15 protein-coding genes, 1 pseudogene and 1 CRISPR repeat array are annotated in these 20,804 nt (G+C 65.9%); of the genes and pseudogenes, 11 read left to right on the top strand and 5 right to left on the bottom strand.

Going from position 1 to position 20,804, the window contains the following annotated elements; genetic code table 11:
- Position 1: 1 nt before the first annotated feature.
- Positions 2-400 (bottom strand): 30S ribosomal protein S8, encoded by a 399-nt coding sequence (gene rpsH, locus ACVT6V_RS25050; protein ID WP_489896784.1) that lies wholly within the window; start codon positions 398-400, stop codon positions 2-4.
- A gap of 456 nt (positions 401-856) precedes the next feature.
- A complete protein-coding gene (locus ACVT6V_RS25055; RefSeq protein ID WP_489896785.1) occupies positions 857-1,531 on the bottom strand; it encodes a hypothetical protein in 675 nt (224 codons plus the stop codon).
- 90 nt (positions 1,532-1,621) lie between these two features.
- Here ACVT6V_RS25055 and ACVT6V_RS25060 point away from each other — a divergent pair, with 90 nt between their 5' ends.
- From ACVT6V_RS25060 to ACVT6V_RS25110, 11 genes and pseudogenes are all read left to right on the top strand, one after another.
- Positions 1,622-2,704 (top strand): PQQ-dependent sugar dehydrogenase, encoded by a 1,083-nt coding sequence (locus tag ACVT6V_RS25060; RefSeq protein ID WP_489896786.1) that lies wholly within the window; start codon positions 1,622-1,624, stop codon positions 2,702-2,704.
- A gap of 29 nt (positions 2,705-2,733) precedes the next feature.
- Positions 2,734-3,063 carry a cupin domain-containing protein gene (locus tag ACVT6V_RS25065; RefSeq protein ID WP_489896787.1) on the top strand — a complete coding sequence of 110 codons (330 nt, stop codon included), beginning with the start codon at positions 2,734-2,736 and terminating at the stop codon, positions 3,061-3,063.
- A 127-nt stretch (positions 3,064-3,190) separates the two neighbouring features.
- A pseudogene (locus ACVT6V_RS25070) lies at positions 3,191-6,903 on the top strand (nitrate reductase subunit alpha).
- The gene (gene narH, locus ACVT6V_RS25075) at positions 6,903-8,567 is read left to right on the top strand and encodes a nitrate reductase subunit beta (RefSeq protein WP_489896788.1); all 1,665 of its coding nucleotides are present in this window, start codon (positions 6,903-6,905) and stop codon (positions 8,565-8,567) included. The pseudogene ACVT6V_RS25070 and the gene narH overlap by 1 nt, the downstream one beginning before the upstream one ends.
- A complete protein-coding gene (narJ, locus tag ACVT6V_RS25080; protein WP_489896789.1) occupies positions 8,564-9,211 on the top strand; it encodes a nitrate reductase molybdenum cofactor assembly chaperone in 648 nt (215 codons plus the stop codon). The genes narH and narJ overlap by 4 nt, the downstream gene beginning before the upstream one ends.
- Positions 9,212-9,215: 4 nt before the next feature.
- Positions 9,216-9,962, top strand: coding sequence for a respiratory nitrate reductase subunit gamma (gene narI / locus ACVT6V_RS25085; RefSeq protein ID WP_489896790.1), 747 nt, complete (start codon positions 9,216-9,218; stop codon positions 9,960-9,962).
- A complete protein-coding gene (locus tag ACVT6V_RS25090) occupies positions 9,959-11,179 on the top strand; it encodes a nitrate/nitrite transporter (RefSeq protein ID WP_489896791.1) in 1,221 nt (406 codons plus the stop codon). The genes narI and ACVT6V_RS25090 overlap by 4 nt, the downstream gene beginning before the upstream one ends.
- A 135-nt stretch (positions 11,180-11,314) precedes the next feature.
- On the top strand, positions 11,315-12,379 hold the full coding sequence (locus tag ACVT6V_RS25095) for an endonuclease domain-containing protein (protein ID WP_489896792.1): 1,065 nt from the start codon (positions 11,315-11,317) through the stop codon (positions 12,377-12,379).
- Positions 12,380-12,381: 2 nt separating this feature from the next.
- Positions 12,382-13,110, top strand: coding sequence for a MarR family transcriptional regulator (locus tag ACVT6V_RS25100; protein WP_489896793.1), 729 nt, complete (start codon positions 12,382-12,384; stop codon positions 13,108-13,110).
- Entirely contained in the window at positions 13,110-16,373 is a 3,264-nt protein-coding gene (locus tag ACVT6V_RS25105) for a helicase HerA domain-containing protein (protein ID WP_489896794.1), read from the top strand. Before ACVT6V_RS25100 ends, ACVT6V_RS25105 begins: the two co-directional genes overlap by 1 nt.
- Before the next feature lie 156 nt (positions 16,374-16,529).
- A complete protein-coding gene (locus tag ACVT6V_RS25110) occupies positions 16,530-17,123 on the top strand; it encodes a DUF4262 domain-containing protein (RefSeq protein WP_489896795.1) in 594 nt (197 codons plus the stop codon).
- A gap of 249 nt (positions 17,124-17,372) precedes the next feature.
- Positions 17,373-17,708: a CRISPR direct-repeat array (repeat unit 35 nt; unit sequence CCTCAATGGAACCCGGTCGTGAAGACCGGGAGCAC).
- Between the two features lie 323 nt (positions 17,709-18,031).
- Here the strand turns inward: ACVT6V_RS25110 and cas2 are convergent.
- The 3 genes from cas2 to ACVT6V_RS25125 all read right to left on the bottom strand — a co-directional run bounded on the left by cas2 (position 18,032) and on the right by ACVT6V_RS25125 (position 20,777).
- The gene (cas2, locus tag ACVT6V_RS25115; RefSeq protein WP_489896796.1) at positions 18,032-18,319 is read right to left on the bottom strand and encodes a CRISPR-associated endonuclease Cas2; all 288 of its coding nucleotides are present in this window, start codon (positions 18,317-18,319) and stop codon (positions 18,032-18,034) included.
- A gap of 185 nt (positions 18,320-18,504) precedes the next feature.
- Positions 18,505-19,278, bottom strand: a complete 774-nt coding sequence (locus ACVT6V_RS25120) for an ExeA family protein (RefSeq protein WP_489900698.1) — start codon at positions 19,276-19,278, stop codon at positions 18,505-18,507.
- A gap of 38 nt (positions 19,279-19,316) precedes the next feature.
- The gene (locus ACVT6V_RS25125) at positions 19,317-20,777 is read right to left on the bottom strand and encodes a transposase (protein WP_489896797.1); all 1,461 of its coding nucleotides are present in this window, start codon (positions 20,775-20,777) and stop codon (positions 19,317-19,319) included.
- Positions 20,778-20,804: the final 27 nt, after the last annotated feature.

Consider the following 20,804-nt stretch of genomic DNA (forward strand, 5'->3'; position numbering starts at 1 on the left):
CCTACCAGACGTACGCGAGGACTTCGCCGCCCACGCCCTGGTTGGCTGCCTGGCGGTCGGTGAGCAGGCCGGATGACGTGGAGATGATCGCCACGCCGAGGCCGCCCAGGACCTTGGGCAGGTTGGTGGACTTTGCATACACCCGAAGACCCGGCTTCGAGACGCGGCGCAGACCTGCGATGCTGCGCTCACGGCTGGGGCCGTACTTCAGAGAGACGACGAGGTTCTTGCCGACCTCGGCATCCTCGGTGCGGTAGTCGGTGATGTAGCCCTCGCGCTTGAGGATCTCGGCGATGTTCACCTTGATCTTCGACGACGGGAGAGTCACCTCGTCATGGAACGCCGAGTTGGCGTTACGCAGACGTGTCAAGAAGTCTGCGATCGGGTCAGTCATGGTCATGGTTGACCGTCAACCTTTCTCGTGGCGGTTCCCATACAGCGCCGATCGCGGGAAACAATCCCTGACCTGCGGTGGGCCTTCCACGAAGTGGATAGTTGTGCATAAGGTTCTCGCCGCCGATGCCCTTGGCTTTTCACCGGCACCGGCGACTATTCAGTTGTGTCGATGAGCCGGCCCAAGGGCAGGCAACCGCTCAAGTGTAGAGAATTCGCTGGCCAGACCCAAATCGGTGCCGCCGAGGGCGCCCCAACCGCCGATCGAGCGGCCCGCGAGCGGCTCGAACTACTCAACCAACGACGGGGCCACCCCACCGGCGCAATGATCCCCAACTCAACCAGCGGCGGGGCCACCCCCACCACGCAACCGCCGGCTCAACGGTCCCCCAACCAGCGACGGGACCACCCCAACCGCTGATCGAGTAGCCCGCGAGCCGCCAGGCGAGCGAGCGTATCGAGATCACCGCCGCCCCAGCTCGAAGTCATACCGTGACGTCGGGACGACGTCGAGGTGCCGGTCGGCACCGAACCGCGCCACACTCGCCAGCATCTCGGTCAGGCGGCGTTCGAGTTCGCGCTGGTCACCGCCACTGCCGTAGAAGGCGTGGACGTCGGAGACCGCGGCCATCGGGAACAGTTCCTCGACGATGGCGTCGACGTGAACAGGGTCGTCGGTGAGCGGCCGGTCGACGATGTTCTGGTAGTAGCCGAACGTCGCCTGGGTCTCGATGGCCACCGACGTGTGCTCGTCGAGCCACAACCGCAGCCACTCGACACGCTCGAGTTCCGTCGGCCGCCGGAGGAACGCCAGATTGGCCAGGGCGTCGACACGGGTGCCGTCACGCGGCAGGTCGGGATTCAGCGGCGCGCGTTCGGTCACCGCCCACGCGGCGACGCGTCCCACCCGTCGCGCCACTGCGTCGATGACCGGCTGCGGGTCGTCGGCCCAGAAACTCACCGCTCCGTCGATCGGTGGGTTCACCTCTCTGATCCGCATCGCGCCGGCGACCGGTTCGTCGCTGACGTTCACCTGCAGCCGCCCCACACCGGCTGCGGCGCAGGTCTCGAGAAACGTCTCCGACGTCAGCGTCGCCCTGTCCGCGCCCCACACCGCCACGATCACCTTGTCACCCACGCCGCGGACGGTAACCGGTCACACGGTGCGCCGTGTGGGAATCCCCGTCACCGCAGCGCACGAGCCGGGCAATTCCGGCACCATCGGGTCATGGACCGTCGACAGTTTCTGTCCGCGGGCGCGGTCGCCGGGCTTTCGGTCGTCGTCGCGGCCTGCGGAACCGACAACGCCACCACTCCGGCGTCGGACGCACCGACACGCGGCAGTGCGGCATCCGGCGGGAGGGCTCCCGCGGTGACCACGATCGCCGGTGGCCTCGATGTCCCCTGGGCCATCGCCTTCCTGCGCGACGCGAGCGCACTGGTCACCCAACGCGACGACGCCACGATCGTGCGCGTCTCCCCCGACGGCGCGGTGACGACGATCGGCGACGTATCCGGGGTCGCCCCACGCGGCGAGGGCGGCCTCCAGGGCCTCGCGGTGACACCGGACGAGTCCGCCGTGTACCTCTATTTCACCTCCGCAAGCGACAACCGCCTGGCCCGCGCCGACTTCGACGGCCGACGGATATCGGCGCCCCGACCGCTGCTAACCGGCCTCGACTCCGCCGTCAACCACAACGGCGGAGCAGTCGTAATCGGCCCAGACGGTGCGCTGTATGTCGCTGTCGGCGACGCTGCTCAACCCGATGTCGCGCAGGATACCGATTCGCTCAACGGGAAGATCCTCCGCCTGGATCGCGACGGTCGTGCGATGCCGGACAACCCGTTCGGCAACGAGGTGTGGTCCTACGGACATCGGAACGTCGAAGGCCTGGCATTCGACGCGGCCGGCCGCCTGTGGGCCACGGAGTTCGGCCTCGACGACTCCGACGAGCTGAACGTGATCCGCCGAGGCGGCAATTTTGGGTGGCCGATCGTCGAGGGAAACTCCGACGATCCCCGCTTCGTCGCGCCGATCACCACCTGGTCACCTCGGGAGGCCTCACCCGCGGGACTCGCCATCATCGGCAGCACCGCCTACGTCGCAGCACTGCGGGGACGGCGGCTGTGGCGGGTGCCCCTCGAGGGAGCGTCCGCACAACCGCCCGCCGATCTGTTCACCGGCGACTTCGGCCGGCTCCGCGCGGCCGCGGCCGCACCGGACGGGTCGCTCTGGATCAGCACCAGCAACACCGATGGACGGGGACAACCCGCCGATGGCGATGACCGAATCCTGCGAGTCGCGGTGTGAGCGACGGGTCGTGGTGCCAGAGTGAAACCATGGATGCCACACGCCTCCCAGAGCTCGTCGATCAACTGCTTTCCTCGGCACACTCCGCCCGCAGCGGCCGTGCGTCGCACACGCTCTTCGGCAGCGCCGACCACCGGCTGCGCCAGACCGTGATCGCGCTGGTAGCCGGCAACCGCCTGACCGATCACGAGAGCCCCGGCGAGTCGAGCCTCCAGGTCCTGCGCGGTCACGTGACCCTCAGCACGGCGACGGCGCAGTGGGAGGGCATGGACGGAGACCTCCTCGTGATCCCCCGGGAGCGGCATGGGCTTACCGCGCAGCATGATTCGGCAGTGCTGCTCACCGTGGTCACGGGTTGATCACCGCCGCAACACCTACCGAGACAAACCTCACACGCCACCACCTCCACTGTGAGCGGGCACGGTTCATCAACTGATTTCCGGCATTTCACCAATTGCCGCGGCGACGCTCGTATCGTTCCCGGGTATGAGCCGACCATCCGGTGTGGACGGTGAAGCGGCGAAGGCTCTGCTGGACCTCGGCAGATTCTTCACCCGGTGGGATGAGACCGATGACGGGCGCGCGGTATTCCGTCGCGGTGGGCGGACCGGCGACGTGTTCTATCGCGATCGCTGGAGCCACGACAAGATCGTGCGGTCCACCCACGGCGTGAATTGCACCGGGTCGTGCTCGTGGAAGGTGTACGTCAAGGACGGCATCATCACCTGGGAGACCCAGGAGACCGACTACCCGTCGGTCGGACCGGACCGACCCGAATACGAACCCCGCGGTTGCCCTCGGGGAGCGGCATTCTCCTGGTACACCTACTCACCCACCCGGGTGCGCTACCCGTATGCCCGGGGCGTTCTCATCGAGATGTTTCGGGAAGCGAGAGCACGCCTGGGCGACCCCGTCCTCGCCTGGGCCGACATCGTCGGCGACCCCATCCGACGGAAGTCCTATCAGCAGGCCCGCGGCAAGGGCGGTCTGATCCGGGTGTCCTGGGACGACGCCATCGAGATCGCCGCGGCCGCACACGTGCACACCATCAAGACCTATGGGCCCGACCGCTGCGCGGGCTTCTCCCCGATCCCCGCCATGTCGATGGTCTCGCACTGCATCGGAACACGATTCATCCAGCTGATCGGTGGGGTGATGACGTCGTTCTACGACTGGTACGCCGATCTGCCCGTGGCGAGCCCCCAGGTCTTCGGCGACCAGACCGACGTCCCCGAGTCCGGCGACTGGTGGGATGCCACGTATCTGATGATGTGGGGCTCCAACGTCCCGGTCACCCGCACCCCCGACGCCCATTGGATGGCCGAGGTGCGCTACCGCGGCACCAAGGTGGTGACGGTCAGCCCGGATTACGCCGACAACACCAAGTTCGCGGACGAATGGCTGCCGGCGCAGGCCGGTACCGACGCCGCACTCGCCATGGCGATGGGTCACGTGATCCTCACGGAGTTCTTCGTCTCCACACGTACCCCGTTCTTCGACGACTATGTCCGCACGTACACCGACCTCCCGTTCCTGATCCATCTCGACGAGCACACCGACGAGCACGGCACCGGCCACGTGCCCGGAAAGTTCCTGACCGCCGACGAGATCGCAGACGGCGAGAGCATCGACGATGACGTATGGAAAACGGTGCTGCTCGACGAGGCCACGGGCCAACCGGTGGTACCCAACGGTTCCATGGGATTCCGCTATGCCGAGGGGGGCGTCGGCCGCTGGAATCTGGATCTCGGCGGTGTCATACCGGCGTTGACGCTGTACGAAGACGCGGCCGAGACGACGACGGTGCGCTTCCCGGCCTTCGACGCACCCGACGGCAGCGGCACCGTGCTGCGCCGCGGTGTGCCCACCCGCCGGGTCGGCGGCCACCTGGTCACCACGGTCTTCGACCTGATGCTCGCCCAGTATGGGGTTCGGCGCGACGGGCTGCCCGGCGACTGGCCCAGCGGCTACGACGATGTCAGTACGCCGTACACCCCGGCCTGGCAAGCGGAGATCACGAGTGTCCCCGCTGACGCCGCCATCCGCATCGCCCGCGAGTTCGCCTCCAACGCAGCCGAATCCGAGGGCCGCTCGATGATCATCATGGGAGCCGGGATCTGCCAGTGGTTCCACGGCGACGCCACCTACCGGTCGATCCTCTCGCTGTTGATCCTCACCGGATGTATGGGCCGCAACGGCGGCGGATGGGCGCACTATGTCGGACAGGAGAAATGCCGTCCGATCACCGGTTGGATCTCGCTGGCCAACGCCCTGGACTGGACCCGCCGCCGCGAACCATGACCGGGACGTCGTACTGGTACATGCACACCGACCAATGGCGCAATGACGGGTATTCGACTGCGTCGCTCGCCTCCCCGCTGTCACGCGGCATCCTCGACCACCAGCACACCGCCGACGCGATCGCCCAGTCGGCGCGACTCGGCTGGATGCCGTTCTATCCGCAATTCTCCACCAACCCGCTCGACGTCGCCGACGCCGCCCGGTCCGCCGTCGACGACGGCCGCGCCGACACGGTCGGCGACTACGTGGCAGCGCAATTGAAGTCGGGGTCGTTGGTGCCTGCCATCAGCGACGTCGACGCGCCCGAGAACTGGCCGCGGACGCTGGTGCTGTGGCGCTCCAATCTGATGGGCTCGTCGGCGAAGGGCAACGAGTACTTCCTGCGTCATTTGCTGGGCACCCACCACAACGTGCTCGGCACCGAGGCGGCCGACACCCCGCGACCACGCGATGTCGCCTGGCGCGAGACCGCTCCCGAGGGCAAGCTCGATCTGCTCATGTCCGCGGATTTTCGGATGACCTCGACGACCCTGCTATCCGACGTGGTATTCCCGGCCGCCACCTGGTACGAGAAGTACGATCTGTCGTCGACCGACATGCATCCGTTCGTGCACGCCTTCTCGCCGGCCATCGACCCGCCATGGGAGGCCAAGACCGATTTCGACATGTTCGGTTTGCTCGCGCAGAAGCTGTCCGCACTCGCCCGGACCCATCTCGGGGTTCGTCGTGACCTGGTCAGTGTGCCACTGCAACACGACACGCCCGGTGAGACCGCCCAACCGCACGGCAGGGTGGCCGATTGGTGGCAGTCCGACATCGCTGCCCGGCCTGGCCGCAACATGCCGGTGTTCACCGTCGTCGAACGCGATTACACGGCGATCGCCGACAAGCTCGCCACGATCGGTCCGCTCGCCGACTCGCAGGGCTTCACCGTCAAGAACGTCACCTACGATCTGGACGAACCGATCCGGTTGCTCGGCGAGGCGAACGGGGTGATGCTCGGCGGTGCGGGAGACGGCCGCCCCGCGATCGACACCGACTCGAAACTGGCCGAGGCGATCCTCGCGCTCTCCGGGACCACCAACGGCGAACTCGCGGTGCAAGGTTTCCGCAAGCTGCAGCAACGGGTGGGCTTCGTGCTCGACGACCTCGCACGCGGCTCCGAGGAGAAACGAATCCGATTCGCGGACACCCAGCAGGCACCCGTGCCGGTCATCACGTCGCCGGAGTGGTCGGGCTCGGAGACCGGCGGTCGCCGCTATGCTCCGTTCACGGTGAACATCGAGCGGCTCAAGCCGTTTCACACACTCACCGGACGGATGCACTTCTATCTCGACCACGACTGGATGATCGACATCGGGGAATCGTTGCCGATCTACCGGCCCCCACTGGACATGCACCGCTTGTTCGGGGAACCCGAACTCGGCTCAGACGGTTCGCGCGCGATCACTGTCCGCTACCTGACGCCGCACTCGAAATGGTCGATCCACTCGGAGTACCAGGACAATCTGTTCATGCTCTCGCTGTCCCGCGGTGGGCCGACGGCATGGCTGAGCCCCGACGACGCGGCATCGATCGACGTCGCCGACAACGACTGGATCGAATGCGTGAACGCCAACGGGGTGCTCGTGTGTCGCGCGATCGTGAGTCATCGCATGCCGGCAGGTGTCTGCTATGTCCACCACGCACAGGAACGGACCATCGACGTGCCCAAGTCCGAGACGACCGGACGTCGCGGCGGCATCCACAATTCGGCCACCCGGCTACTCGTGAAGCCGAGCCACATGATCGGCGGATACGCCCAGCTGTCCTACGCCTTCAACTATCTGGGGCCGGCCGGAAATCAGCGCGACATCGTCGCCACCATCCGCAAACGTAGTCAGGAGGTGACGTACTGATGCGCGTGATGGCCCAGATGGGCATGGTCATGAATCTCGACAAATGCATCGGGTGCCATACCTGCTCGGTCACCTGCAAACAGGCGTGGACCAATCGCGCGGGCACCGAATACGTCTGGTTCAACAATGTCGAAACCCGACCTGGACAAGGCTATCCGCGACGCCACGAGGACCAGGAACAGTGGCGCGGTGGGTGGCACCTGAACAAGCGCGGCAAGTTGCGACTGCGCACCGGCGGGCGGCTGCAGAAACTGTTGACACTCTTCGCCTCCCCGGTCCAGCCGACCCTCGACGACTACTACGAGCCATGGACCTACGACTACCAGACCCTCGTCGACGCACCGCTGGGCGACGACTTTCCCGTCGCGCGGCCCAAGTCGCTCATCACCGGCAAGGACACCAAGGTCACCTGGTCGGCAAATTGGGACGACAATCTCGGCGGCGCGCCCGAAATGGGTGAACTCGACCCGATAGTCGCGAAACTCCGACGGGAGTCCGAGGAAGCGATCAAGTTCAGCTTCGAACAGACCTTCATGTTCTACCTGCCCCGGATCTGTGAGCACTGCCTGAACCCGTCGTGCATGGCCTCATGCCCGTCGGGGGCGATCTACAAGCGCGCCGAGGACGGCATCGTGCTCGTCGACCAGGATCGCTGCCGCGGCTGGCGGCAGTGCATCACCGGATGCCCCTACAAGAAGATCTATTTCAACCACAAGTCGGGCAAGGCCGAGAAGTGCACGTTCTGTTACCCGCGCGTCGAGGTGGGCCTCCCCACGGTGTGTTCGGAAACCTGCGTGGGACGGTTGCGCTACCTCGGTCTGTTCCTCTACGACGCCGACGCGGTGACCGAAGCAGCCTCGGTCCCCGATGAACACGATCTCTACCAGGCGCAACTCGACCTGATTCTCGATCCTGACGACGCCGAGGTGATCAGCGCGGCACGGGCCCAGGGAATCCCCGACGACTGGCTCGACGCCGCCCGCCGGTCCCCGGTGTACGCGCTGGCCAAGACCTACCGAGTCGCGCTGCCGCTGCATCCGGAATACCGCACCATGCCGATGGTCTGGTACGTCCCACCGCTGTCGCCCATCGTGGACCTGCTGTCCGATCAGGGACACGACGGGGAGAGTCACCGAAATCTGTTCGGTGCCATCGATTCCCTGCGCATACCGGTGAGCTACCTCGCCGAACTGTTCACCGCCGGTGACACCGCGGTGGTCGACGGTGTCCTGCGCAAGCTCGCCGCCATGCGGGCCTACATGCGTGATGTGACCCTCGGTCGTGAGCTCGACGCATCGATACCTGCCTCGGTGGGGATGTCCGAGGAAGAGCTCTACAAGATGTATCGGCTGATGGCGATTGCGAAGTACGACGAGCGCTACGTCATCCCCACCGCACACCTCGAACAGGCCCACGATCTCGAGGAACTGGGTTGCTCGTTGGACTACGACGACGGGCCCGGCATGTTCGACTCGTCGGCATTCGGCGAGGCCAGCGGCAAACCTGCGCCGGTCTCGGTGGAGACGTTCCACGCCCTACGCCAACGCCAGACCTCCGATACCGCAGCGGGTTCGGACAGTCTCGCGGGCCGCACCAATCTGCTGAACTGGGACGGCAATGGCGTGCCGGACGGCCTGTTCCCGCACCGATCGGAACGCCGATGAGGTGGGGCCGCGGTCACCCACCGGATGCTGCGGTCATCCGCCAGGTCGCGTCGGTGTGCCTGAGCTACCCCGACGACGACGTGCTCGCAATGGCGCCACTGCTGGAGGCCGCACTCTGCGAACAACCGGGGAACGAAACGGTCACCGCTCTAGGTGAATTCGTCGGCCACCTCCGACTTGGCGTCCCGGAGGTGTTGCGGCAGAACTACGTCGACCTCTTCGACCTGTCCCGCAAGCACACCCTCTACCTCTCCTACTGGACCGCCGGCGACACCCGGCGACGTGGTGAGATCCTCACTCGCTTCAAACAGTGTTATCGCGACGGCGGTTATGTCGTGGACCTGCGGGGCGAGTTGCCCGATCACCTCCCGATCGTGCTCGAGTTCGCCGCGCGCGTGGATCCCGTCGCCGGATCCGAACTGCTGCAGGAGTTCCGCCCGGCACTTGAACTGCTCCGGCTGTCGCTGGTCGAGGTGGAGTCGTCGTATGCCGCTGTGCTGGAGGCCGTCTGCTCGACCCTCCCAGGCACATCCCCCGCCGACCGCAACGCCGTGCTGGCCATGCGAGACACCCCCACGCCGGTGGAGACGGTCGGACTCGAGCCGTTCGACCCCCGATTGTTGCCGATCGCAGAGGCGAGGTGATCTCGTGGACGTCGTGCTGTGGGGAGTGCTGCCGTACATCACCCTGTTGCTCGTGATCGGCGGCACCATCTGGCGATACCGCTATGACAAGTTCGGCTGGACCACGCGGTCGTCGGAACTCTACGAGTCCCGGCTGCTGCGAATCGGCAGCCCACTGTTCCATTTCGGCATCTTGGTCGTGATCATAGGGCACGCAATGGGATTGGTGATCCCGGAGTCGTGGACCGAGACCCTCGGCATATCCGAGGACATGTACCACTTCACCGCTGCCTTCTTCGGTATCATCGCCGGCATCGCCACTCTCGGCGGCCTCGTGATCCTCATCTACCGGCGGCGCACCTCCGGGCCGGTGTTCATGGCCACCACGACGAACGACAAGGTGATGTACCTGGTGCTGACCGCCGCCCTGGTACTCGGCGTCTACATCACCCTCATCGGTACCGTTCCCGATGCCGAGGGCGTGAACTACCGCGAGACCGTGTCCCCGTGGTTCCGCTCGATCTTCTACTTCCGGCCCGACATCGACGCGATGAGCGAAGCGCCCTTGCGGTTCCACATCCACGTGCTGGTCGGGATGCTCGTCTTCGCGATGGTTCCGTTCACCCGCCTCGTACACGCGTTCACTGCGCCGGTTCACTATCTGTTCCGGCCCTACATCGTCTATCGAAGCCGGGACGTCGCGAACACTCCCGGTAGCCGTTCGTCCCGGCCCGGTTGGGCTCCCGTCGGAACAGAGGACCGAAAGCGATGACCACCGCCACATCCAACCCGGCCGTCCTGCGCACCGGCCAGACTCGCAACCTCGTCCTCGCCACCCTCGCCTTCTGTATCAGCTTCTGGGCGTGGAACATCATTGCGCCCCTGGGCGTCCGCTACTCCGAGGTCCTCGGCCTCTCGTCCACTCAGAAGTCGGTCCTGGTGGCCATCCCGATCGTGGTCGGTTCGGTCGGTCGAATCCTGACCGGTGCACTCACCGACCGTTACGGCGGACGACTCATGTTCCCGATCCTGCTGATCGCAACGGCTCCGTTCGTCGTGTTGGTCGCGGTGGCAGGCGAACTCGAGTCGTACCCGATGATGCTCGTCGTCGGGTTCTTCCTCGGCATCTCCGGTACCACCTTCGCTGTGGGCATCCCGTTCGTGAACGCGTGGTACGAGTCATCCAAACGAGGCTTCGCCACCGGAGTGTTCGGCGCCGGCATGGGCGGCACCGCACTGTCGGCGTTCTTCACCCCTCGTTTCGTCAGCTGGTTCGGCTATGTCACGACACACGTGATCATCGCGGTCGCGCTTGTCGTGGTGGCCGTCATCGTATGGATGTTCATGCATGACTCACCCGCCTGGCGGCCGAACCGCGCCGCGGTCACACCCAAGTTGGTCGCCGCCGCCAAGTTGCCGATCACCTGGCAGATGTCGTTCCTGTATGCGGCCACCTTCGGTGGGTTCGTCGCGTTCTCGACCTATCTGCCGACGTTCCTCAAGGATGTCTACGATTTCGACCTGCAGGCCGCCGGCACCCGCACCGCGGGGTTCGCGGTCGCCGCGGTCATCGCGCGCCCGGTCGGCGGAGTGCTCTCCGACCGCTTCGGTCCCCGGCTGATCACCTTCATCTCGTGTGCGGGTGCCGCAGTGCTGGCGCTCTGGATGATCACCCAACCGCCCCTGGAGATCCCCGCCGGGATCAACTTCGTGCTGATGGCCGCGTGCATGGGACTCGGCTCGGGTTCGGTGTTCACCTGGGTGGCCCAGGCAGCCCCGGTCGAACGTGTGGGGTCGGTGACCGGCGTCGTCGGTGCCTGTGGCGGCCTCGGCGGCTTCTTCCCGCCGATGGTGATGGGTGCGACCTACGACGCCGAGGACCACAGCTACACGATCGGACTGGCATTGCTGGCGGTGTTCGCGACCGGCGCGGCTCTGTTCACCCTGTTCGGGATCAAGAAACGACCTGTTCAGGATCAGCCGGTGTAGGTCGTTCATTCCCTTACCTGCCGCGCCCGTACCGATCGCGGCCACTTCATCGAGCCGCCGTGGGCGCCAGCGGATATATTTCTCAGCGATGAACGCCGCTCCCACGCCATCGGTTCTGCTGACGGCAGGCACCGGGTGACCCGCCACCGATCCGAGTGGCTCACCGGAGCACAGCGCCCGGGCCGCGTGCTGCGACTGGTCGACGTCTGCCGTGCCGATATCGACGCGATGGTCGCCGAGATCGTCGACGACCGACCGGTGATCCTCACCTATTGCGGGTCGGCGCCGGCCTCCTCGCGTGCGGTGGTCGGCGAGATTCTCGACGAGCTCGAGCAGATCGTCATCGCACTCGCACCGGCGTGGTTGGGCGGCGACGAACCGCTGGCTCGCACCATCGACGTCGACGACGCCGAGATGCGCGCACGCGCGTTGTGCGCTGCCGGCGCCGACTACCGCCCATTCGTCATCGACCTGGCCCGCGCCGCAGCGACCGGGACCGGGACCGCGCTGCGGGCCGGTCCCGCACCCGAGACGCGGGCCCGAGGCCTGACTCGGCTTCTCCGGCGCGCATACGCTCGTGAGTCGGTGGTCCTTGCGGTGACGGTGCCACCCGACCTCGACGGCGCCGCGGAATCCGTGGTGGCCACGGCGGTCGGGTGGATCGCCGAACACGGCGACGTCACCGTCTGGCTGCCCGCCGACACGCTGCCCCACCTCACGAGGTGCTCCCCGGTCCGCGGGCCGATCCGCACGCACCCGGCGGTCGCCGAACCGAGACCCGAGCCCCCCGCGGCGATCACGATCAGCCGATGCGAGGGCATGCCCGCACCACACAGCGACGCCGAGCAGGCGCTCGAGCGAGCGCTGAACCGGCATGCCTGGGCGGTCGAACGACGATGGAATCGTCGCATCCACGATCTCGATCCGATGCTCCCGATGGCGATCGCCGACATCCATTGGCCCGATGAGCGGGTGATCGTCGAGGTCGACGGCGACGATCATCGGCAGCCCGCGAAGTACGCGGCCGACCGCGCGCGTGACAACATGCTTCAGCGGCACGGATATCTCGTACTCCGCTACACCAACAGGCAGGTTCTCGCGGATGTCGGTGTGGTTGTCGACGAGATCCACGACGCACTCGCCGAACGAGCCACGTCCGGCACCCGCCCGATCCCGGCCACCACATCGAGGAGTCACTGACGTTGGAACACGTATCGCTCACGCCATCGCAGAGTGCGGTGCTGTTCGTCCTCATGTCGCAGGCACGCGACGTCGCAAACCCGGAACTCAAGGCACTCGCGCCCGAGTTGACGAAGCAGAGTCGTGACAAACTCAACCGGCTCGGTCTCATCGAGTCGGTCAAGGGCCCACGCAACAGCTTCGTGCATTCCCTCACCGACGACGGGTGGGCCTGGTGCGCAAGAGAACTCATGTCCGCTCCACCCAAGGGTGCGCAACCACCCATTCGCGCGCTGTACACGGTCATGGCGGGACTCGGGCGCTACCTGGATGCAGAAGACCTGCGACTGTACGAGGTGTTCCGCCCGCCAACCGAACCGGCGCCGGCCGCGCAACCGTCCGGCGCCGGAATCGAGAAGCGCATCAGGGACGCCTACGCAGATCTGGCCTCTCGACCCGGTTCATGGGTCGCGCTGAGGAAACTACGCGCGGCTCTCGGCGACGTGGACCCGACAGTTCTCGACGAAGCACTCGTCGAGATCCAGCGACACCCCGGGGTGAGCCTCATCCCGCAGGAGGACCGCAGCCTGCTCACCGACGCCGACCGGTCCACGGCAGTCCGCGTCGGCAGCCAACCGTGCCATCTCTTCGCGATCGAAGAATCGGCCGTTCTCCACACATCGAACGGCGGGCCCGTCACCCCCCGCTCCCTGAGGAGCGAGCCTGCGAGCGTCACGAAGGGCCGATACTGATGGACGAACGCACCCGAGACGCCCTGGAATCGATCCGGCTGGATTGGGCGGCCACCCCCGACGACGTGTGGGGAGCCCAGGCGCCGCTTCATGTTCCCGGGCTTCACGAATCGACCGTCCAGGACATCATGCGCGCCTTCGACGACGCGCAGCGCAGCGCGGCGGCCAGTCCCCTCGGTGTCGCCGTCCGCGGCCCTGCCGGGGCCGGCAAAACCCACCTGCTGGGTCAGGTACGCGAACGCGTCCAAATCGGCGGCGGCTACTTCTTTCTCGTCAAGCTGCTCGACGGCGAGGACTTCTGGCGGTCGGTCCTGGTCGCGATGCTCGAGGATCTCAGTCGACCGACCCCCACCCACCGATCCCAGTTGGCGCAGCTGCTGTACCGACTCGGCGCCGACACCGGAGTCGAGGCCACCGATCTGGCGGCGGTGACCGGCGAGGAAGAGGTCACCCCGGAGATCCTCGACCGGTTCGTGACGGCGGTCTACCGGAAACACTCGCGGCACCGTCGGCGGTCGCAGCACATCCTGCGCGCACTGGTGTTGACCGAGGCGGATGATTTCGCGACCAAGGACCTCGGCGAGGCCTTCCTGCATCTCGACGTCGACGACGGCGAGGAGTTGGCTGTGTGGGGCATTCGCAATGCGCGCCTCGGATACCAGGAGATCGTCGAGAACATCTCTCGGATAATCGCTTTCGACAACGCCGCGGTACTGGCGATCGACCAGCTCGACACACTCATCGAGGCGGCGAAATCGGAGAATCGGCACGATGCGAACGCGGTCGAGAAGGTCGCGCACGGTTTGATGTCGATCCGGGAGACGATGAGCCGGACGACGGCGGTGGTCTCGTGCATCACGGCCGCGTGGGAGTACTTGGAGAGCAATGTGATGGCGTCGGCGATGGATCGGTTCCGTCAGCCCCCGACGCTCCAGCGCCCCGCCTCGGCCGACTTCGGCGCGACGTTGCTGGCCAAACGTTTCGCCCCCTGCTTCGACGAAGCCGGTTTCATCCCGCCATATCCCACGTGGCCGGTGACCGGTCAGGCCCTGAGCGCATCCGTCGACTTCACGCCCCGGGAACTCATGCGCACGGCGGACCGACACATCGGCGCATGCCTCCGTGCCGATGTGTTCGCCGAGATGACGTCGTTGCGCACGGACCAGCCCGTCACGACGGTGTCAGCCACCGACGACAAACCCGAACTCGCCCAACTCGATCGGCGGTTCGCCGAATTGGCGGCCGCCGCCGACCCGACGTCGGCGCTGACCCCCGAGGACGAGGACCGGGTCGTCCCGCCGCTGCTGCACGCCGGATTCGCCTCGTGGATCGAGGCACTCGCCGACGAGGGCACAGCTTTCCAGCAGGACCCCAAGCCCGGGCCCAAGGCCGTTCTGCACGCACGCATACGGCGCACCCTCGATCCGGAGACCGACGCCGAACAGTCGTGGAGTTTTCGGGCACTGTCGGCGGCCCACTACCGGTCCGTGCAGGCGCGACTCGCCAACGCGACGACCGCGGCGGGGCTGTCCCTCGGCACGGTCGCGCGCACACTCGTCGTCCTGCGACGCGACCCGTGGCCGTCGGGCACGAAGACCGAGGAGATGGTGGCCGAACTCCACGAACGTGGCGGCATCGTCGTCGCCTGGACCGACGACGACATCCGAATCCTATCCGCACTGGCCCAGATACGTTCGGAGCGTTCCGAATTCCTCACCGAGTGGATCGCCCATCGCAATCCGGCGGCGAACGTCAGCTTCATCAAGGAGGTCCTCGAACCGGTCGTCGACGAGATGACTTCCGAGGCGCCCACTGTCGATACCACACCGCCACCGGCCCGCCAGACGTCGCGCCAGGAGACCACGCGACCCCGCCCCACACCGGACTCTGCGCCCGGCCTGGACCGCTATTCGGTACCGGCGCTCAGTGAGATCGCGACGAATGTCGTGCTGGGCGAGTTCAGCCCCTCGATCGCACGAGGGCCGATCGTACGAGCGCCATCAGCCGCGGTGGGCACCGATTCGGCCGGCACGATGTCGATCCCACTCGGTGTCGTCAGCGGGTCCAAGCGACCGGTCGGCGTCGCGCTCGAAGCGCTCCGCAAGCACACCGCGATTTTCGCGGGATCGGGCTCGGGCAAGACCGTGCTGATCCGTCGGATCATCGAAGAGTGTGCGTTACAGGGCGTTTCGTCGATCGTGCTCGATGTCAACAATGACCTCGCCCGACTCGGCACACCATGGCCGGACAATACCCGCCAGTGGCAGGGCGAGGACGAGCACAAGGCCGATGCCTATCTCGCCGGGACCGAGGTCGTCGTGTTCACCCCCGGCCGCAGCAACGGCAGGCCGCTGAGCTTCCGGCCGTTGCCCGACTTCGCCGACGTCCTCGACGACGCCGACGAGTTCAACGCCGCGGTCGAGTCGGCGGCGGCCGGTCTGACCCCTCGGGCGATGGTCGAGGGCAAGACCGCCAAGTCGGTGCAGTCCCGCGCCGTTCTCCTGGATGCACTCCGACATTTCGGCAGGCACGGAGGTACGTCGATCGGCGATTTCATCGAGTTGCTGTCCGACCTACCGGACGAGGTCAGCGATCTGATGAACGCGCGTAAGTTCGCCGGGGAGATCGCGGAGAACCTCAAGGCGGCCCAGGCAAACGATCCGCTCTTCGGCGGTGACCCGACCGCGGCCGATCCGGGGGTGCTGCTCACGCCCTCGCCGGGTTTCCGTGCGCGGGTGTCGGTGATCAACTTGGGCGCCCTCGGCAACGAGGACAAGCGGAACAACTTCGTCAACGAGCTGCAGATGGCCCTGTTCGCCTGGATCAAGCGCCATCCCGCCGGTGATCGCCCCCTCGGGGGCCTGTTCGTCATGGACGAGGCGCAGAACTTCGCGCCGGCGAACCGCACCACACCATGCACCCAGAGCACCCTCGCCCTGGCCTCACAGGCCCGCAAGTATGGACTCGGACTGATCTTCGCCACGCAGGCTCCGAAAGGGCTGGACAACAAGATCCCCGGCAATGCGGCGACCCAGTTCTACGGGCTTCTGCACAGCCCGGCGCAGATCACGGCGGCCCAGGACATCGCCCGCGCCAAGAACAGCTCCATTCCCGATATCGGCCGCCTGCCGACCGGTGTGTTCTACACCGCGCTCGACGGCGGCGACTTCGCGAAGACCCAGACACCGCTGTGCCTGTCGTATCACCCGAAGAGCCCGCCGACCGAAGAGGAGGTCGTGGCGATCGCACGCCAGGCTCGGTGACCGACAGCGCGGTCCGAGCACCTCGAGCAGCGCAACAGTGCGCCAGGCATGACGACGTTCTCCTGTGGACCGTCGCCGGCGACTGCCGACAGGTGCGCGCAACCTGTCAGACCTCGATGCTCTACTGGGTGGCACCTTCGAACAAAGGAGCGAATCATGTCGGACCATGCCGCCGCGATCCGGGGTCTTCGACGATGGCACCCGGACCCGCTCGTACACGACACCATCAACCGGATCCGCGCCTGCGGATGGGCGGTGACCGCGGTCAGTGGTGTCTGCGAGGTCTGCGCCCGCGAGCCGGACGGCTGTCAGACGCCCGCTTGTTCCTTCGCCTACACCTCGGGCCTCGTCCTACACGACATTCCCGAACTCGCCGTCTACGGCCTCGACGCCTGGACCAGTCGGGAAGTGCTCAACGAACTCGGCGACATCTTCCACACCCACGACTGGCGTGACACCATCGACCGCGGGGTCGCCATCGAGCTCAGTTCCCTGAGCGTCCCGGTCCGCCTGATCGAGATGATCGACAAGGACGATCTGATCATCACCAACGAGCTGTTCCCGGATGCTGCTGCCCTGCAAGCTGTCTGGCCAGATGAGGGCGGCTTGTTCCCGTGGGATGAGGGATATTCACTCGGCATCGTGGATCAGGACATCAAGGGCATCGAGGGAACCGGCGCGCATCGGGTGCGAGGGCCGCGGGTGATCACACCGGGCACAGCGTTCAACCGGGCGCGCCGTCGGCCATGACCTCGTAACTGGTCGAGTATCCGTGGAGCCCGCAGATCCCGCTGATTGATTAGTCCACGAGCCCACCCATCCTGCTGATCGAGTAGCCCACGAGCCGCAAGGCGAGCGAGCGTATCGAGATCACCGCACTCGTCCGAGGTAAATTGCACCTCAACAGATCTTGATTCGCCGTCTCGCCCAGGGACTCGACGGCTGCTCCACCAGCAGACCGGATTAGTAACTGAGTGAGCACTGACCCCACGAATGAAGTCACAATGGAACCCGGCCACGAAGACCGGGAGCACCTAATAGGAGCGGCTGACAACCGCGTCGGCCATCCGGCCACCTCAATGGAACCCGGTCGCGAAGACCGGGAGCACTCGAGTACGAGGTGCCGCGCCCGCATCACGCGTTCCTCGTGCCTCAATGGAACCCGGTCGTGAAGACCGGGAGCACAAAGCGGACAGCCGACTATTCCGATATTCCGAACTTCTGCCCTCAATGGAACCCGGTCGTGAAGACCGGGAGCACCATCACACAGGACTTTCCCCACGAACACAGTGACAGCCTCCCTCAATGGAACCCGGTCGTGAAGACCGGGAGCACCCACATTCCGCACACCCTGCCTACGGACTCCACCTCCCCCTCAATGGAACCCGTCGTGAAGACCGGGAGCACCGGAACTATCTGGAGTAGGTGTGCGGCGCAGGAGATGACCCCTCAATGGAACCCGGTCGTGAAGACCGGGAGCACCGCTCGCGAGATTCACCACCTCTGACCAGCAAAGATTCAGCTTCACGCGAGCAGTACCGTGAATTCGGCACGCGGGTAACGTTACCTATCGCTGTAGAGTTATCAAACAACATTCTGACCAGCGCGCGAGCGCTGACCGGGGATCGCGCGGCGGACCCACCGCTCGCATCAGGAGATCACACGACCGTGGGTCCGGAGTCGGGCATCGTACGCGGCCGGCCCAACTGTGTGACCGTAGCTGCGGTACCGACCGCGCCTAGGTCAATAACTATGACCGAGTCCTCACGGTAGTCCATGACGTCGTGGATATCTGTCCTCCAGCGGGTTCGCTCCAGTTCGGACAAATCGCACAGAAATACCGAGTACTGCAGACGCGTTCCGTATGCCTCCATGACCTTGCACACCCGCCTCAGTCTGGCGGGCTCACAGATGTCGTAGGCGATGAGATGTCGACGGCGCGCCACCGCCGATCACCTCGTCACCATGGCTGTGTAGGTGGGTGTTGTCCGTCGCTGAGTGTGCAGATGATGCCGTCACTGGTGTTGCCGATGATGTCGATATGGGTGGGCCCCGGCCGCGGTAGCGGTCGGGGCCCTGTGTCTGCGATGTGATGGTGTGGTCGGCGTGGTGACGTCGAGCGGTGAGTGCCTCAGTCGTTGCCGGATTCGGTGACGGCGATCCGGGCTGCTTTCTCGTCGACGATCGCAGATTTGGCGGCGAACGCGGCGGTGAGAGCGTGCACGGCAAGGTTGTTCACCGACCGCGGGTGCCCGCGTGCAGCGGTGTGAATCAGCGTGACGGCGTCGTCGGAGAACAGCGGGTCGGAACGGCCGGCAATCTTGAGGTGGTGGCCGATGTAGTCGGCGGTGTCGGCCGGCGCCATCCCGCCGAGCGCATATCGGACGGCGATGCGCTGATCGAGTGCCGCCAGGACGCCGAGTTTGAGCCGGTGCCGCAAGGTCGGCTGCCCCACCAATAGTGCGGCGAACGGGGAACCGGAGTCCATGTCGTGGTTGGTGAGCATGCGGATCGCTTCCATCTGTGCGTTGTCGAGCAGGTGCGCCTCGTCGACGACGACCACCGGGGTGCGGCCGCGTTCAGCGTGTTCGGCGGCCAGTGATTCCGCTGCTTGCGGCGCCAGCGTCGCGGTGTAGAAGTTCGGGGCCCGTCCCAGTGCGGTGACGATGTGGTGCAGCATCCCGCGGACCCCGACCGACGGGTTGGGCAGGTAGATGATCACATGGCGCGCCGGGTCCAATGCGGCTGTGGCCGAGCGGATCGCGACAGTTTTACCGGCTCCGACCTCACCGGTGATCACCCCGATGGCGTGTTGGTCCACGCACCAGGTGATGCGGGCGACGGCTTCGGCGTGACCAGGGTGGCGATGCAGCATCGACGGTGCGAGGTTACGCCCGAACGGCATCCTGGTGAAACCGTAATGTGCTTGTAGCCGTTCGATACTCACGCCGAACCCTCCGCTCGTTCGGTGTCTTCTCTGGCGATGTCATCGATGCTGAGCTGCCCCTCGATCTCTGTGTCGGTGCCTGCGCCGAACAGTGCATCGTAGCCGATGCGCCGATCTCGGCGCAGTTGATCATGATGGGCTTCGGCCACCAAGTGCAGGTAGTCGATCCCTGTGGCAGTGGGTGCCGGTGGTTCGGGTATCTCGGGTCGAGCTTTCGGATGGACGTGCCGAGTGATGTTGTGCGGCACCGCCCGACCATACGAAGCATCCTTGTAACGGACCTCGATGGTCTCCATGTCGAACGGGGAGAACACCAACTCCACCTTCCGCCCGACCAGCGCGCCGTCGACTTGATAGGTGTTGCCGTGCAACGACACTGTCGCCGTCTTGGTGACCGTGCGGTATTCCGACCACAGAAATGCTTCGGTGAGAGCGGCAGCGGTCGGCATCGCCGCGGTCCGGCCCAGGCGTGCCCAGCCCGCCTCCCACCGATCCAGCGGGGACTGCCCGGTCTCGGAATGGGGCTGGCGGTGGTACTGGGTTTCCACCCATCCGGTGAACAGCCGATTCAACTCCAGCAAAGCGGTGCGATGATCGACACCCGTCTGTGCGAGTTCCTCGGCGGTGGTGTCGGCGATCTCGACGAGGAACTGCTCGCGCACGGTGCGAAAAAACCGTTCGATCTTCCCCCGGCCTTGGGGGCGGTGCGGCGTCGAATGCACCAACCGGACACCGAGTTTCGCACACGCCCGCAGCAACCACGCATCGACGAACGCGGACCCGTTGTCGACATACACCGACTCCGGGACCCCGCGGGCAGCCAACGCCGGCTCGAGGGCGACACCGAGCCGGACGGTGTCTTCGGAAAACCCGAACCGATATCCGGTCAACAGGCGTGAATGGTCGTCGAGGAACGCGAACAGATAGCTCTTGCGGCCACCGATCTTCGGACCGTGCAGTGCATCGCCGACCCACCGGTCGTTCGGGTTCTCCGCCTCGAACCGCCCGAACACCGGCGCAGCGTCGGCGGCCGCCGGGCCGATCAACTCCAGGCGGTGGAAGTGCCGCAGCAACGTCGATTCCGACGGTGACCACCCCGACGATGCCCGCAGAATTCGTTGCACCTGCGCCGCGGTGCGAGCCGGGTTCTCCCGCTTCAACGCCGCCGCCATCTCCAACACCGAGGCATCGGTGCGCAACGTCGCCTGCCGCGTTGCCGGCACCAACGCCTCAAACCCGTCGGCCTTGTAGCGGCGGATCCATCGATCCAACGTGTCCCGCGAATACCGCACCGCAGTACCGAATGGGTCGGTGTGCTCGCGTGCGGCGATCGCACGCACCACCTTCCCACGGGCCTTCGTCGACAACCCGGCATCAAGGGCCGGGCAGATCAACTGATAGCGGAACAACCCCACCTTCTGACGCCGTTCCCGTTCCTTGTCGTGCGACACGACCAACCCACTCTCCCCACACTGAATGCTGCC

Source organism: Gordonia sp. LMA167, from assembly GCF_058130025.1.

Excerpts from the sequence above, each read along its gene's own strand:
- rpsH (WP_489896784.1), bottom strand. The coding sequence starts at position 400 with ATGACCATGACTGACCCGATCGCAGACTTCTTGACACGTCTGCGTAAC.
- ACVT6V_RS25060 (WP_489896786.1), top strand. The coding sequence starts at position 1,622 with ATGGACCGTCGACAGTTTCTGTCCGCGGGCGCGGTCGCCGGGCTTTCG.
- ACVT6V_RS25065 (WP_489896787.1), top strand. The coding sequence starts at position 2,734 with ATGGATGCCACACGCCTCCCAGAGCTCGTCGATCAACTGCTTTCCTCG.
- narH (WP_489896788.1), top strand. The coding sequence starts at position 6,903 with ATGCGCGTGATGGCCCAGATGGGCATGGTCATGAATCTCGACAAATGC.
- narJ (WP_489896789.1), top strand. The coding sequence starts at position 8,564 with ATGAGGTGGGGCCGCGGTCACCCACCGGATGCTGCGGTCATCCGCCAG.
- ACVT6V_RS25090 (WP_489896791.1), top strand. The coding sequence starts at position 9,959 with ATGACCACCGCCACATCCAACCCGGCCGTCCTGCGCACCGGCCAGACT.
- ACVT6V_RS25105 (WP_489896794.1), top strand. The coding sequence starts at position 13,110 with ATGGACGAACGCACCCGAGACGCCCTGGAATCGATCCGGCTGGATTGG.
- ACVT6V_RS25110 (WP_489896795.1), top strand. The coding sequence starts at position 16,530 with ATGTCGGACCATGCCGCCGCGATCCGGGGTCTTCGACGATGGCACCCG.
- ACVT6V_RS25120 (WP_489900698.1), bottom strand. The coding sequence starts at position 19,278 with ATGCCGTTCGGGCGTAACCTCGCACCGTCGATGCTGCATCGCCACCCT.